We start from the raw sequence: 14,009 nt of genomic DNA on the forward strand, positions 1-14,009 counted from the left end.
TGATTATAGTCATCTCTGTTTTAGAATCCCAATAGTAAATCTATGGATATGTATAAATGATGTCTAATAATGCAATTTGTGCGCCGCAGAATGTCGTGATTATTTCTTGTACTGCACCCATAAAAAAACCACCCGAAGGTGGTTTTTAACACAATAATTTAAATCTTATTGTTTAGCATAAATGCTGATTTCTACACGGCGGTTTTGTTCACGGCCAGATGCAGTTGAGTTGTCTGCGATCGGGTTAGAAGAACCATAACCTTGTGCATCGATACGGCTAGATGGAACGCCGCGGCCAGCTAAATAGTTTTTAACTGATTGTGCACGTGATTGAGATAATGGAATGTTGATAGAGTCATTACCAGTATTATCTGTATAACCCGTTACCAAAATCGCGCTCTTGTTATCTTCAGCCAATGTTTGAGCTACTTTGTCTAAAGTTGCATAGAAGTTTGGCTTGATGTTTGATTTGTTTGTATCAAAAGTGATGCTACCAGGCATGATCAATTGAACAGAACCATCTGGGTTACGGCCAACGTCTACACCAGTACCCGCCATTTGTTGACGTAGTTTTTTCTCTTTTTGATCAAGATATACACCACCAGCCGCACCAAGAACTGCACCAATTGCTGCAGCACGGTTATTTTGACGGCTAGAGTTTGCATTTGATTTAGAAATACCATAACCAGCTGCTGCACCAATTAAAGTACCTAATGCAGCTTTATCGTATTCAATGCCACCAAGATTATTACCAGTTGTTTGACAACCAGAAAGTACTACTGCTGCCCCTACCACTGTTGAAATAACTAATGCACGCATTGCATGCCTCCTCACTTTGTGTGTTTTGTTGTCTGAATGAATAATGAAACAAAAAGGGAGTATAAAACATTGATATTTTGTTAATAATAAACAGTTTAGTTATTTTTTTGTAATATTTTGATGCACTTTCAGATGCCAGCTCATCACAATTTCTTCATTGTTGTCTAAGATGTCGTTGTATTTCATATTACGATAGTTATAGTTAAACAACTTTTCTATGGATTTTAGACATTCGGGGTCATTTATATGTCAACTGCACCCAATAAGCAATCTGCGCTAAAAAAAATTACACGTGGACTCACTGTAGGTACAGTCATTACAGGAAGTACTTTTTTTCATGGCCCACCTGTTCTTGCATTAGGTCTAACCAAGCTATTAAAAAAGTCATCAAAAGTAGATGAAACTAATATTCAAATTACAAATAGCTGGTTAGGGGTAAATAACTGGCTCATTGATCATGTTTTACCAAATCTAAAATGGGACATTACCATTGATGAGGGACTTGACCTGAATATGCAAGGTCGTTATCTAATGACCTGCAATCATCAAAGTTGGGTAGACACGACTGTAAACCAATATTTTGGTTTAACCCGTATGCCCCTCACCCGTTTCTTTACCAAATGGGAACTCATCTTTATTCCTTTTGTTGGGCAAGCATTTAAAATTTTAGGCTTCCCGATGATGAAGCGTCACACCAAAGAACAAATTGCCAAAAATCCTGAACTTAAAGATCGTGACATGATGGAAGCACGTAAAGCTTGCGAACAGCTTTTAAGTCAGCCATTTACATTATTAAATTATTTGGAAGGTACGCGCTTTACCCAAGAAAAACACGACCAACAAAAATCGCCATATAAGCATTTGCTTAAACCAAAAGCAGGTGGCTTAGCACTTGCCTTAAATATTTTAGGCGACAAAATCGATGCCTTGGTTGATATGACTATTGTCTATCCTGATGGCGTACCGGGATATAGCGATTTCTGGCTCGGGGACGTTTCAAAAATTGCGGTCAACTTACGTAAAATTGAAATTCCAAAATGGGTGCTTGGTGGCAACTACGAAGATGACGCAGCTTATCGTGAACGTTTCCAGCAATGGGTTCATGAAATTTGGACCGAAAAAGATCAACTTATTGAGCAAATGAAATCTCAATATACCACTGCAAATATTTAAGAAAGCACTCGTTATTATGCAAAACAGTTCTGGGAAAAAAACCAAATACCATCATGTAGACCCAAGCAGCCTGTCATTTAAGCTGTTTTTGGTCTATGACATCTTTATGGTGTTTATTATCATTTTTAACCTGTTCTGTCTTGCTAGTAATTTCTTTTTAATGAGCAGCATTGGGGCATGGTTCTTTGAACATATTCACTTGCCCCAAGTACTCAGTTTTTATCGTACTTCACTCCATCCGTGGGTGATCACGTCAGAAGCTTGGTTTATTGGTTTTTTAATTGTTGAGTTGCTTGTCCGCTGGGCCATTGCGATCATCAATAAACACCATAAGCGTTGGTTCTTTTTCCCGTTTATTCACTGGTATGAAATTTTAGCCATTATTCCTCAGCTCCGTTTTTTACGTTTATTCCGTGCCGGGATTATTGCCTATCGCTTACATGAGTTAGGTTATCCGGTTGTTCCGGAAAGCTGGCGAAAAACTGGTTTATTTTACTATCGCGTTGTAATGGAAGAGTTGTCCGACCGTGTTGTAATTACCGTGATTGATGGTATTAGATATGAACTTGAAACCAGTTCTAGCCATAAACAGATTATTCACGACTTAGTTAATCATCATCGTGAGCAATTTACTGCTACCCTAACAGCATTATTACAAGAGTCTTTAGCAACTGCTTTAAAAGAACAAAAGCCTGCCATTACAAAAGGCGTTGGGAAAATTGTAGATCAGGCCATAGTAGATACACCTGAGCTAACTCAATTATTACGCTTAATTCCTTTAGTCGGCGGTCGCATTGAACAACAAATCCAAAGCATTGGTCAAAGATTGGGTGAGAATATTAGCGCAGGTCTAATTGAGCCTTTAATTGAGGGATCACCAAATAATCCGAACCCTACTTATCAATTAATTTCTCAAAGAGTAAGTGAGATAAATATTAATAATCGTCAGCTTGAGCAATTGGTTGAATCTGTCGTATTCGAGACACTGGAGTCTGTACGAAAACAAGTCAAGGTCAAACAGTGGCAACAAACGCTTGCGGAGTATGATCGAATCAAAGAATAAGCATTTATTTAATTTTTTATGAATCACGCTAGAGAATTGGCACAAATTGTTCTAGCATTTGCCCTATTTACAATAAACTTAACGATATTACAGCTCGTTTAACGCCTTGAAGGAAGACTTATGGCTGATATACGGATTACCGGCAGAATGGTTAACTTTAGCAGGATAACCTTCGATACCAATGATCATGATGTGATCCGCCAGCAATTATCAAATATTTTAAATGAAGGTTCCTATCAGGGAACTTTAGTGATTATTGACAGTACAGTTGAGCAAGAATTAATTGCACTAATTCAACTTCTGGTGAGCTTAGGTTTACAACCAATGGCGGTAATCGACGGTATTTTAGGAGATGAAGCTCGTGCTATTCAATTCCCTGTTTTACCGGCAGATCAACCCTTACAGCGCATTAAAGCGACAGCTGAACAAGTTGCTATTGTGGAAAAACCTGCTACCGCCCCTACGTCGTCTTCAGCAGAAACAAAAAAACCACTAAACAAGATAGCGGTCGCTCATATTACCTCTTATCATGATGAAATTTTGCGTACAGGCCAATCCCTTGTACAAGATAACGGCGATATTATTTTAAAGGCTGGCATGAATAGTGGTTCCGAGGTGATTGCATCAGGAAATATACATATTTATGGCACAGTTCGTGGTAGAGTCATTGCTGGTGCGGGCGGGCACGCAGCTGCACGCATTTTTTGCCAATCTTTAGAGGCTGAGCTCGTTTCCATTGCCGGAACGTATTGCGTCGCAGATGATATCCCTAAACATGTGGTAAAAAAGCCAGTACATATTTATTTAAATGAAAAGCAAGAGCTTGAATTTGAAGCTCTAGAACTTTAATTTATTAAGCAAATCACCAAAAAACAGCCCTTTTAAGGGTGTATGACCATAATAGGAGTGGATTCGGTGGCCAAAATTGTTGTCGTAACATCAGGCAAAGGTGGTGTAGGTAAAACTACAACGAGCGCATCTTTTGCAACAGGTTTAGCCCTTCGTGGTCATAAAACTGTTGTGATTGATTTTGATGTAGGCTTACGTAACCTTGATTTAATTATGGGTTGTGAGCGTCGTGTTGTATATGATTTCGTTAATGTTATTAATAATGAAGCACGTCTGCAACAAGCCCTTATTCGCGATAAAGATATCGAAAACCTTTATATTTTACCGGCTTCACAAACACGTGATAAAGATGCGTTGAGCGACGATGGTGTTGCTCGTGTTATTGATGAGCTATCTCAAGAATTTGATTACATTATTTGTGATTCACCTGCGGGGATCGAACGTGGTGCGATTTTAGCCATGTATCATGCAGATGAAGCAATCATTGTAACAAACCCTGAAATCTCTTCAGTACGTGACTCTGACCGTATTATTGGTATGTTAGATAGCAAAACCAAGAAAGTTGAACACAACGAAGGGCGTATACGTAAACATTTATGTATTACACGTTTTAACCCGGAACGTGCTGACCGTCAGGAAATGCTGACAATTGATGATATTTCTAAAGATATTTTACGCGTACCGACATTAGGTGTTATTCCAGAATGTCCAAGTGTATTACAAGCATCAAACGAGGGTAAGCCAGTTATTCTGTATTCAGAAACTAAAGCTGGTCAGGGGTATGATGATTTGGTTGCACGCTTCCTTGGCGAAGACCGTCCTTATCGACACATCACAGCTCAACCTAAAGGCTGGTTAGCACGACTATTTGGAGCGTAGATATGGCAGGATTCTGGAGTAAATTATTTAGCAGTGAAGAAAAACCATCAAGTGCTCAAACTGCCAAAGATCGTTTGAAAGTTATTGTTGCTTCTGAACAAGGTTTAGGCCGTCGTTTAAGCCAAGACAAGATTGATCAGATGAAAAAAGAAATCATGCAAGTGGTTAGTCGTTATGTTAGCGGTGTAGGTGAACAGCATATTCAAATGCAGGTTCGCTCTGAAGCTAATATTGAAATGTTAGAAATGAATATCAATTTACCTGAAGAACGATAATTCTATTTCTGACTATTCAATAAATCAGAATCAAGGCAAAATAACGCAAGTTATTTTGCCTTTTTTAAAATGAGGAGATTGTCATGGCATTATCACAGCCAGCAACTTTCAATGAAGAATGGTCCGATGAGCGTGTTTTTGCCTACCTCAACCAACTTCCTCCAAGTGGTGTGAATGCAGATTTTCATGTGCTCTACCATGCTTTCAAACATATGCGTCCAACAGACTATGAGCGTCTATTAACGCAATTTATTGCAGACGGACGTGATATTAATGCCAAAGACCCTGAAGGCCAACGTATTCACGACGTAATTGCTAAGTTTCCACGTCAATCGGCACCATTTTTAGAAGTTCTGGCAAAGTTTGCTTAAAAATAAAAAGCCTCTAAAAGAGGCTTTTTTCTTATCTAAACTTATCGATTACCGATCAGGAAAATACCAAATACGGTGAAAATACCACCTGAAATACCATCAATCCATTTTGAAAAATTACGATAAGCTGCTCTAAAACTCGGTAACGAGAAAATAAAAGTCACAAAGCAGAACCATAAAATTGTTTCGACTGTAACGATAATAAAGAGTAGCCAGTGGACCTGATCAAGTTGAGGATTGGCTAAAAATAAAGAGAAAACACTACCGAAATAAATAACAGCTTTCGGATTTGAGAGATTGGTTATCAAACCTTTAATAAAAAATAAGTAAGGTGCTTTGGGAAGTTCAACAGCAACATTACCCTCTTGCTGATTTTTTGAAAAAGCTGACCGTAGCATCTGATAACCCAACCAACACAGATATAAACCACCAGCAAGCAGCAAACCCTGCTTTAACCAAGCCATTTTCTCAAATATAAGATTTAATCCCATTAGTGCCAAACAAGCCCAAAACATCACACCTGCTGTTATACCGGCAACAACCAGCATAGCGTCTTTACGAGACCGGCTAATGGCAGTTTGAGATACAAGGAAAAAATCAGGCCCGGGAGTAATAAGTGCGCAAAAGTGAATAAAGGCTAAAGTAATCAGAGCTAATAACATGTCTTTCTCCTGATTTAATTCATTGTTCTTTATTTAGGGAAAATACATTAGCATTTTTTACTAGACGATAAAATCTTTAAGTCATTTATAAAATAGGTTCACTTTTATTTTGTTTATAAAAAAGCCTCCGAAGAGGCTTAAATTATACGTATTAAACTAGAATATCTCGCTTACCATTAGGGCCCATTGAACTCACAATGCCGTTCTCTTCCATTTGATCAATGATACGAGCAGCACGGTTATAACCAAGGCTAAATTTACGCTGTAGCGAAGATGTAGAAGCTTTCCGAGTTTCTAATACGAATGACACACATTGGTCATAGAGAGCATCTCGGTCAGGACCACCCTCACCCTCTTCAAAACCACGTGACGCTGGCTCTTCATCAAATGGAGTCAAGATTTCATCAATATAATCAGGCTCGCCACGCTCACGCCAAGCATCACAAATACGGTTTACTTCATCATCACTAATGAATGCACCATGTACACGTTCTGGCTCAATTTTACCTGGTCCTAAGAACAGCATATCACCGTGACCTAACAAGTCTTCTGCACCACCAGCATCCAAAATAGTACGCGAGTCAATTTTACTGTTTACACGTAATGCGACACGCGTTGGAATATTGGCTTTAATCAAACCGGTAATAACATCAACAGAGGGACGTTGAGTTGCAAGCAATAGGTGAATACCAGCAGCACGAGATTTTTGCGCCAAACGGGTAATCATTTCTTCTGCTTTTTTACCCACCTGCATAATCATGTCGGCGAACTCATCCGCAACAATCACAATAGATGGTAATGGCGTTAAACGAGGTGCACGTTCTTGTGTCGCCGAGTCACTCGGTTTCCAAGTCGGATCAATTAGGTCTTCACCATTCGCAATCGCTTCTTCAACTTTACGGTTGTAGTCACTTAATTTACGAATTTTTAAGAACGACATAAGCTTATAACGACGTTCCATTTCATTCACACACCAGTTCAAAGCACTTACCGCATCTTTCATGTCAGTAACGACTGGAGTTAATAAATGTGGAATATCATTATAGTTTGCAAGTTCTAACTGTTTTGGATCGATTAAAATTAAACGTAATTGGTCAGGCGTATATTTAAGTAACATCGATAAAATCATCGAGTTTACTGCAACCGATTTACCTGAACCTGTCGTACCAGCAACCAACATATGCGGTGCTTTCGCCAAGTCTGTTAGTACTGGATTACCTGAAATATCTTTACCCATCGCCATACTAATTAATGCACTTGGGTCGCGATATGTTGGTGTTTCTAATAACTCAATCAAGCGTACCATTTCACGGGCACTGTTTGGCACTTCAATACCAATATATGGTTTACCAGGAATGACTTCCACCACACGAACAGAAGCCATCGACATTGAACGCGCTAAGTCACGTGAGATATTCGTTACCTTAGAGGCTTTCACTCCTGGTGCTAAATCTAACTCAAAACGAGTAACAACTGGTCCTGGTTGAGCCTCTACCACCTGAGCTTTAACGTTAAATTCTTGCAATTTAATTTCAAGTAACTCAGACAAACGTGAAAGTTGCTCTTCAGTAAAATTGACTTTCTTATTTGGGTCGACCTTATCGAGTAGATCAAGTCCAGGTAACGTTGGCAAATCCAAACGCTTTTTGGCAACTTGCATTGCACGAGACATTGGTCGGCCTGATGCATCTGTTAATGGTGCATCAAAATCGAAATCGTCTTCATCAAAATCAGAATTTTCCTGCGGTTTTCCAGCAGTCTCTTGCCAAGCCTCAATAAACTCTTCTTTTGAAAGTTTGTCAGCCTGAATAGTCGTTTGAATAGGAGCTTTTACAAATGCTGAAGACTGGGCATAACTACTTGCTCTTACAGGCTCTGCTGGAGCAATGTCTTCATCTATTAATAAATCATCAAAATCTTCAAAAACTTGTTCGTTTGCTAAATTTTTAGGTGACTGATTTAAATTGGAAACAGGTGAAGGCGTTTCACTCACAATATTAACCGATTGCGAAGTTGGTTCTACTTCTACATGTTGATCTTGAACAAACGGTGTATGCACATCTGTTGCAGTTTTACTGTTTGGAACAGCAGCAAGCAATTCATCAAAAATCTCATCATCATTCCAATCAAGACCATGTAAGTCTTGTTTAAGTGTAGGCTGATTCTGATTCACTTGAGAAATGGTTTGCTGGAATTGCTCACGAGCAGGCACTTGCTCTGTTGAGTCGTCAGCTGCTCTTAAAAGCGCATCAATTTCTTGCTTATAACTTGCATCGTCACGTTGTAAAGCACGCCATACTTCGCCAGTCGCAACTAAACGTTGACTATCTTTTTCAAGTTTATGGGCTTGCTCAAGCGTATGCTCAAAGTTTTGAGTATTAACAACTGGCGCCTCTGCTACAGGTTCAGGGCGGCTCTGCTCTTTCGCTAACACATCTGCAAATAAACGCTCAGCAACAGCATCATGTCGTGTTGTTGCTTGAGGTTGAGCTGTTTCAGATGGAGCTGATATCTCTTTCTCATCTGAAGCATTCGCATTTGTCTCTGCATTTTGTGCAACTTTAACAACTGCTGCTTTGTTGGCAGGTTGAGTTGTTAAGTCATAATCCGACTCACTCGGAGATACATTCTTATAAAATAAATCTTGTAAATAACTTGGTGTCGCTTTGAGCGTAACCCATGTTTTACTCCATTGCACCCCAAATGCAAGCGTAAACAAGACTACCCCGAAAACCAGTAAAAAGAAGGTCGCACCATAAATTGTTAACAATTGAGATAGGCTTTGACCTAGCTCGTAACCAATAATTCCTCCAGCGGCATTATCTAAAGTATCTGCCGGCACATTCCAGTGTAAATAAAGCAGGCTAGACACAACTAGAATTAAGAAGAATTGTGCAGCATAACGAAATGGGCGGTTTAAGAAACTACGTGGCCACCAAACCTGAATTGCTTCAATGAAAAGGAAAATTGGAATAAGCAAACTTGCCCATCCTAAAAAACCAAACAGCAAATCTGCAATCCATGCGCCAGCAATACCGCTTGCATTGGATACTTGCTGAGTATCACTGGAAATATGCATCCAGCCCGGATCAAATGGTGTATAGGTTACTGTTGCCAGAAACATATAAATACCAAAAGAAACCAAGAATAATGTCATCAATAAGCGCTGTGCATAAACACTTGACACCGCAGTCATATACTGTCCTGTAACCCATTTAATTATTGGTTTAGAGATGTGAAGAACTACATTTTAGATCTTCAACGAATGAACTTTATATTATGCACTTGTTCTTACAAAAAAGGTGCATGATTCTTTACAGTTGTTGTTAACATAAGGCACTTCTATATTGTTATATAACTTAATTCGATTGTCCTGATCAATATTATCCACATCGATTTCACGCTATTGGTCAGTAAATTCACGTATAATTTTCAAAATTCTCGAAATAAATAAGGATACCCTCAATGAGTGCTCGTCATTCTCGGTTAATTATTCTCGGTTCTGGCCCTGCAGGCTATAGTGCAGCTGTATATGCAGCACGTGCAAACCTTAAACCTACTTTAATTGCAGGTTTACAACTAGGTGGGCAACTTACAACAACAACCGAAGTTGACAACTGGCCGGGCGATCCTGAAGGTTTAACAGGTCCTGCATTAATGGATCGCATGCAAGCACATGCTGAACGCTTTGGTACAGAACTCGTCTATGACCATATTAACGAAGTGGACTTAAATGTACGTCCTTTCGTTTTAAAAGGTGACATGGAAGAGTACACATGTGACGCTTTAATTATTGCAACTGGTGCTACAGCTCAATATCTTGGTCTAGAGTCTGAACAAAAATTTATGGGCCAAGGCGTCAGCGCATGTGCAACATGTGATGGTTTCTTCTACAAAAACCAAAAAGTAATGGTTGTTGGTGGTGGTAACACTGCTGTTGAAGAAGCACTTTATCTATCAAATATTGCTTCACATGTAACACTAGTACATCGCCGTGATACTTTACGTTCTGAAAAGATTTTGCAAGATCACTTATTTGCCAAAGAAAAAGAAGGCAAAATCAGCATTATCTGGAATCATGAAGTTGAAGAAGTATTGGGTGACAATACTGGCGTAACAAGTGTTCGCCTCAAATCAACTCAAGATGACTCTAAGCAAGATGTAGAGGTTCATGGTTTATTCGTTGCAATTGGCCACAAACCAAATACTGGAATGTTTGATGGTCAATTAAACTTACGTGATGGCTATATCCAAGTACAAAGTGGTACTTCTGGTAATGCAACAGCGACTTCTATAGCTGGTGTTTTTGCTGCAGGTGACGTCGCTGATAGTATTTATCGCCAAGCGATTACTTCTGCTGGGTCAGGCTGTATGGCTGCTCTAGATGCAGAAAAATATCTAGATAATCTCGCTTAATTCAATCGATGCAAAAGACATCCAATAAATAATTGGATGTCTTTTTTTATAATGTTTATCGCTTCATATTTTCAAAATGGTCTAAATGTGTAAAACGTCCTGATCTCGTCTGATATTGGTCAATCAAAGGAACTAACCGTTGAAAGTGCTCAGACTGAACATGTCGATCTAACGCAGCTCGATCCACCCATTCCTCAATAAAAACAAAATGTCCTAAATTTTTTATATCATGATATAAATCGTACGCAACACATCCTTCTTCACGTCTCGTTTTATCAACAAGCTCTTGATAAAGTGGTAAAACAAAATCAATTTTTTTAATATCAATAAAATCTTCTGCAATAAGTTTTAGCATCACGCGAACCTTTTCTATTCATGCATGCATGCTAAAGTTGAACAATAAAAATTGTCAATGAAGCTTAGTTACGTTAATTTTGAATTATTCCATTTCATTTTATCTTCTATGCAGAAACTTCCGCTCTCTCAATTCATTTTTCCTGACCCTATTGAAGCCGATCCAGATGGGCATGGTTTAATTTGTATCGGTGCCGACCTCTCCCCTTCTACATTATATGAAGCTTATACGCATGGTCTTTTTCCATGGTTTAATGAAGATGAACCCATTTGTTGGTGGAGTCCAGAACCTCGTTGCGTGATCTATCCTCAAAACTATAAACCAAGTAAATCGCTCATTCGGAATATGAAAAAGTACGATTACACCATTACGGTAAATCATGCCTTTGAACAAGTTATTCGCTCTTGCTCTCTACCAAGAAGTTATGCGGATGAAACATGGATTAGCGAGGATATTATTCAAGGTTACTGCGAGATGTTTAACGCGGGCTACGGTTACAGTATTGAAGTTTGGCAAGAAGAGGATCTTGTAGGAGGTTTATACGGTGTTACGATTGGTAAAGGATGTTTCGGTGAGTCAATGTTTAGCAATGAAACCGATGTTTCAAAAATGGCTTTTTATACTTTAATGCTCATTGGACAAGAAAATCAGCTGCCATGGATAGACTGCCAACTTGTCAATAGTCACCTAATTAGTCTGGGAGCCAGTACACTTTCTCGTCAAGACTACTTAAAATCGTTACAAGATGTAATTATTCACCCCTCTATCAATTGGAAAAAGTATCAAGAACGTGTATTTTCAAGTAAAACAATAGCATTAGATGCAAAATTAATGGAATGATAACAGGAGGGACCAATCATGAAATCATATCACCCGAAGTCCCTTTTAAATGATCTGCAGTATTATATTACTCCGCCTCATGATTGCAGCTACTTAGAAAATAAATCTGCACGCATGGTGTTTTTAGACCCTATCCATCGAATTGATGTTGTCACCCTTTCAGAACTTTCTCGTTTAGGCTTTCGTCGTAGTGGTGACTTTGTTTATCGCCCTGAATGTCACTTATGTCGACAATGTTTGTCTTGTCGTGTTCCAGTGGCCGATTTCCAAATGAATAGCATGCAAAAAAAAGCATGGAAACGGAATCAAGATCTCACCATGACTGTGCTGCCTACGCGACAGGCAGCACAAATTCATTATGATTTATACGAACGCTACATTAATGAACGTCATGCAGATGGCGATATGTTTCCACCTAGCTTAGATCAGTTTGAAAAGTTTTTAGTACATAGTTGTACAGATAGTTTTTTTCTTGAGCTTTGGAAAGACAATCGTCTCATTAGCGTTTCTACTTGCGATTTAATGGATGATGGACTATCGGCTGTCTATACGTTTTTTGATCCAGACGAGCATCGCAGATCACTTGGTGTGTATTCTATTCTTAACCAAATTGAATATGTTAAATCGCTCGGTTTAGAGTACCTTTATTTAGGCTATTGGGTACCGCATTCAGCCAAAATGAACTATAAGTCGCAATATACACCTTTAGAACTTCTACTTGATGGACAATGGCGTCGTTTAAACCGATCATTGTCACCAGAAGAAATTCAACAGCTAGGTACTTCTCTTATGACAACGTTACCTTCTGAATGGAACAATTTAATCATTAAATAAAGATGCGAAATCATCTGTACAGGTTTTTACCATAATGACTGCGTGTTCCCGCCCGCCATCTTGGGTAGGATAATAATTGCGACGCAGATCAATTTGGTGAAAGCCTGTTTTTTCATATAAACCGATAGCAGCTTTATTACTTTCACGGACTTCTAAAAAGATTTGTACGGGCTGATTTTCTAATTTTTCAATTGATAAATTTAATAACTCATATCCTAAACCCTGCCCTTGCATTTTAGGATCAATTGCCATGAGCAATAAATTCGCTTCATCTAAAACAGGCTGTAAAATACAAAAACCCACCACTCTGTTTTGTGACTCAATCACTGTGCATTGGTAAGAATTCAAAGATTCTATAAATTGCTGTTTTGACCACGGATGTGTTTGAACTGATTTTTCAATTTGAACAACAATATCAACATCAGTATTTTGCATAATACGAATCATGAGTCTCAACGCAATGAAGATTCTAAAGTAGTGCGTATTATAAAAACTTCCCAAGAAAAAACGAGCAAAAAAAAGGACAATTGATTTGCCCTTTTTTTAAAGTAATTTTAAAGACCTAATTTTTCACGCCACGTTGCCAACAATGCTGTGGTATCCGAATCATTTGGATGAAATTTTGGTCTTAAAAAATCAAGTAGTTCTGGAATTTGACGAGTCATAAAACCTTTACGACCATACATGAACTTAAGCATGTACTTCGTATCTTTCCAAGTTAATTTATCATCAGTCTTGAGTAACTTCGCAGTAAAATAAGATTGAGTTGCGAAGATTAATGCCATTGCAATAATCAAAGCTGTTGAACGCATAAAATAAGCTTTCGGACCTTGCCCATACATGCTTGTATACACATCAAATGCCACAGCTTTATGTTCATTTTCTTCAACTGCATGCCACATCCACAAATGATACATAGTGTCATCTTGGAACATAGCCTGAATTTCAGGGTTTTGCAAAAGTTCAGCGGCAATCGTCGATGTAAAATGCTCTAGCGCACATGTTCCTGTCAAATCAATCATTTCTTTGGTATAGCCAAAAGGTTTCATTAATTTGGTTACAACAGCTGTACCCATCTTAATGACTTTTCCAGTTTGCTTTTCCATATGACGCACATCATAACCATAAGCCTGTGCAGAAGCATTAAATGCTAAATGCTCTTTCGAATGCATCGCTTCTTGACCAATAAAAGCACTAATTTCTTTTTGAAGATCTGGATCTGCAAGCTTTGGATCATTTCGAACAGCACGCGTACTATTTACAAAGAACTGTTCACCCTCAGGAAAAAGGGCTGATAATGCTGTCATGAAATGTGTTAATGCTGCATCATAATTCGCCCAATAGCGTGGGACCTGAGCAAATTCAAAGTCCATACGACGTACAGGAAAACTAGCACCAGCACGATTGGAAATATTTACCTTAGCATTCATCTCAGACTCCTTTTAAGTGAATAGCTAATTCACATATAACTTT

15 protein-coding genes are annotated in these 14,009 nt (G+C 38.7%); 9 read left to right on the forward strand and 6 right to left on the reverse strand.

Translation table 11 applies throughout. From position 1 onward, the window contains the following. Positions 1–165 precede the first annotated feature (165 nt). Positions 166–819 (reverse strand): YiaD family glycine zipper/OmpA-like lipoprotein, encoded by a 654-nt coding sequence (gene yiaD, locus F931_RS14105; RefSeq protein WP_016141997.1) that lies wholly within the window; start codon positions 817–819, stop codon positions 166–168. Positions 820–1,065: 246 nt separating this feature from the next. Between yiaD and yihG the strand changes: the two genes are divergently transcribed. From yihG to F931_RS14135, 6 genes are all read left to right on the forward strand, one after another. Then, positions 1,066–1,992 carry an acyltransferase gene (gene yihG, locus F931_RS14110; protein WP_016141998.1) on the forward strand — a complete coding sequence of 309 codons (927 nt, stop codon included), beginning with the start codon at positions 1,066–1,068 and terminating at the stop codon, positions 1,990–1,992. Positions 1,993–2,008: 16 nt separating this feature from the next. Next, on the forward strand, positions 2,009–3,055 hold the full coding sequence (locus F931_RS14115; protein WP_016141999.1) for a hypothetical protein: 1,047 nt from the start codon (positions 2,009–2,011) through the stop codon (positions 3,053–3,055). 120 nt (positions 3,056–3,175) lie between these two features. Continuing rightward, positions 3,176–3,904, forward strand: a complete 729-nt coding sequence (gene minC / locus F931_RS14120) for a septum site-determining protein MinC (RefSeq protein WP_016142000.1) — start codon at positions 3,176–3,178, stop codon at positions 3,902–3,904. Between the two features lie 66 nt (positions 3,905–3,970). Beyond that, on the forward strand, positions 3,971–4,783 hold the full coding sequence (minD, locus tag F931_RS14125) for a septum site-determining protein MinD (RefSeq protein ID WP_016142001.1): 813 nt from the start codon (positions 3,971–3,973) through the stop codon (positions 4,781–4,783). Positions 4,784–4,785: 2 nt separating this feature from the next. Continuing rightward, a complete protein-coding gene (gene minE, locus F931_RS14130; protein ID WP_000896934.1) occupies positions 4,786–5,058 on the forward strand; it encodes a cell division topological specificity factor MinE in 273 nt (90 codons plus the stop codon). 83 nt (positions 5,059–5,141) lie between these two features. Then, the gene (locus tag F931_RS14135) at positions 5,142–5,429 is read left to right on the forward strand and encodes a PA4642 family protein (RefSeq protein ID WP_002121755.1); all 288 of its coding nucleotides are present in this window, start codon (positions 5,142–5,144) and stop codon (positions 5,427–5,429) included. A 41-nt stretch (positions 5,430–5,470) separates the two neighbouring features. Here F931_RS14135 and rhtC read toward each other — a convergent pair whose 3' ends face one another. Both rhtC and ftsK read right to left on the reverse strand, forming a co-directional pair. Beyond that, on the reverse strand, positions 5,471–6,091 hold the full coding sequence (rhtC, locus tag F931_RS14140; RefSeq protein ID WP_016142002.1) for a threonine export protein RhtC: 621 nt from the start codon (positions 6,089–6,091) through the stop codon (positions 5,471–5,473). Between the two features lie 151 nt (positions 6,092–6,242). Next, positions 6,243–9,287 carry a DNA translocase FtsK gene (gene ftsK, locus F931_RS14145; RefSeq protein WP_016142003.1) on the reverse strand — a complete coding sequence of 1,015 codons (3,045 nt, stop codon included), beginning with the start codon at positions 9,285–9,287 and terminating at the stop codon, positions 6,243–6,245. A gap of 269 nt (positions 9,288–9,556) precedes the next feature. Here ftsK and trxB point away from each other — a divergent pair, with 269 nt between their 5' ends. Beyond that, positions 9,557–10,507: a thioredoxin-disulfide reductase gene (gene trxB / locus F931_RS14150; protein ID WP_016142004.1), complete on the forward strand. Its 951-nt coding sequence runs from the start codon at positions 9,557–9,559 to the stop codon at positions 10,505–10,507. Positions 10,508–10,562: 55 nt separating this feature from the next. Here trxB and F931_RS14155 read toward each other — a convergent pair whose 3' ends face one another. After that, positions 10,563–10,862 (reverse strand): putative quinol monooxygenase, encoded by a 300-nt coding sequence (locus F931_RS14155; protein ID WP_016142005.1) that lies wholly within the window; start codon positions 10,860–10,862, stop codon positions 10,563–10,565. A 108-nt stretch (positions 10,863–10,970) separates the two neighbouring features. Between F931_RS14155 and aat the strand changes: the two genes are divergently transcribed. Next, complete coding sequence (gene aat, locus F931_RS14160) at positions 10,971–11,702, forward strand: leucyl/phenylalanyl-tRNA--protein transferase (protein ID WP_016142006.1); 732 nt, start codon at positions 10,971–10,973, stop codon at positions 11,700–11,702. Positions 11,703–11,720: 18 nt separating this feature from the next. Then, positions 11,721–12,536: an arginyltransferase gene (locus F931_RS14165; protein WP_004703325.1), complete on the forward strand. Its 816-nt coding sequence runs from the start codon at positions 11,721–11,723 to the stop codon at positions 12,534–12,536. Here the strand turns inward: F931_RS14165 and rimI are convergent. Together rimI and F931_RS14175 are read right to left on the reverse strand one after the other, a co-directional pair. After that, entirely contained in the window at positions 12,522–12,983 is a 462-nt protein-coding gene (gene rimI, locus F931_RS14170; protein WP_016142007.1) for a ribosomal protein S18-alanine N-acetyltransferase, read from the reverse strand. The genes F931_RS14165 and rimI overlap by 15 nt on opposite strands. A gap of 107 nt (positions 12,984–13,090) precedes the next feature. Then, positions 13,091–13,966 (reverse strand): metal-dependent hydrolase, encoded by an 876-nt coding sequence (locus F931_RS14175; protein WP_002121736.1) that lies wholly within the window; start codon positions 13,964–13,966, stop codon positions 13,091–13,093. Positions 13,967–14,009 lie beyond the last annotated feature (43 nt).

Origin of the sequence: Acinetobacter pittii ANC 4050 (genome assembly GCF_000399685.1) — a bacterium.
Lineage (GTDB): Bacteria > Pseudomonadota > Gammaproteobacteria > Pseudomonadales > Moraxellaceae > Acinetobacter > Acinetobacter pittii_E.

Excerpts from the sequence above, each read along its gene's own strand:
- F931_RS14175 (WP_002121736.1), bottom strand. The coding sequence starts at position 13,966 with ATGAATGCTAAGGTAAATATTTCCAATCGTGCTGGTGCTAGTTTTCCT.
- trxB (WP_016142004.1), top strand. The coding sequence starts at position 9,557 with ATGAGTGCTCGTCATTCTCGGTTAATTATTCTCGGTTCTGGCCCTGCA.
- minC (WP_016142000.1), top strand. The coding sequence starts at position 3,176 with ATGGCTGATATACGGATTACCGGCAGAATGGTTAACTTTAGCAGGATA.
- yiaD (WP_016141997.1), bottom strand. The coding sequence starts at position 819 with ATGCGTGCATTAGTTATTTCAACAGTGGTAGGGGCAGCAGTAGTACTT.
- F931_RS14165 (WP_004703325.1), top strand. The coding sequence starts at position 11,721 with ATGAAATCATATCACCCGAAGTCCCTTTTAAATGATCTGCAGTATTAT.
- F931_RS14155 (WP_016142005.1), bottom strand. The coding sequence starts at position 10,862 with ATGCTAAAACTTATTGCAGAAGATTTTATTGATATTAAAAAAATTGAT.
- rimI (WP_016142007.1), bottom strand. The coding sequence starts at position 12,983 with ATGATTCGTATTATGCAAAATACTGATGTTGATATTGTTGTTCAAATT.
- aat (WP_016142006.1), top strand. The coding sequence starts at position 10,971 with ATGCAGAAACTTCCGCTCTCTCAATTCATTTTTCCTGACCCTATTGAA.
- yihG (WP_016141998.1), top strand. The coding sequence starts at position 1,066 with ATGTCAACTGCACCCAATAAGCAATCTGCGCTAAAAAAAATTACACGT.
- ftsK (WP_016142003.1), bottom strand. The coding sequence starts at position 9,287 with ATGACTGCGGTGTCAAGTGTTTATGCACAGCGCTTATTGATGACATTA.
- minE (WP_000896934.1), top strand. The coding sequence starts at position 4,786 with ATGGCAGGATTCTGGAGTAAATTATTTAGCAGTGAAGAAAAACCATCA.
- rhtC (WP_016142002.1), bottom strand. The coding sequence starts at position 6,091 with ATGTTATTAGCTCTGATTACTTTAGCCTTTATTCACTTTTGCGCACTT.
- F931_RS14115 (WP_016141999.1), top strand. The coding sequence starts at position 2,009 with ATGCAAAACAGTTCTGGGAAAAAAACCAAATACCATCATGTAGACCCA.
- F931_RS14135 (WP_002121755.1), top strand. The coding sequence starts at position 5,142 with ATGGCATTATCACAGCCAGCAACTTTCAATGAAGAATGGTCCGATGAG.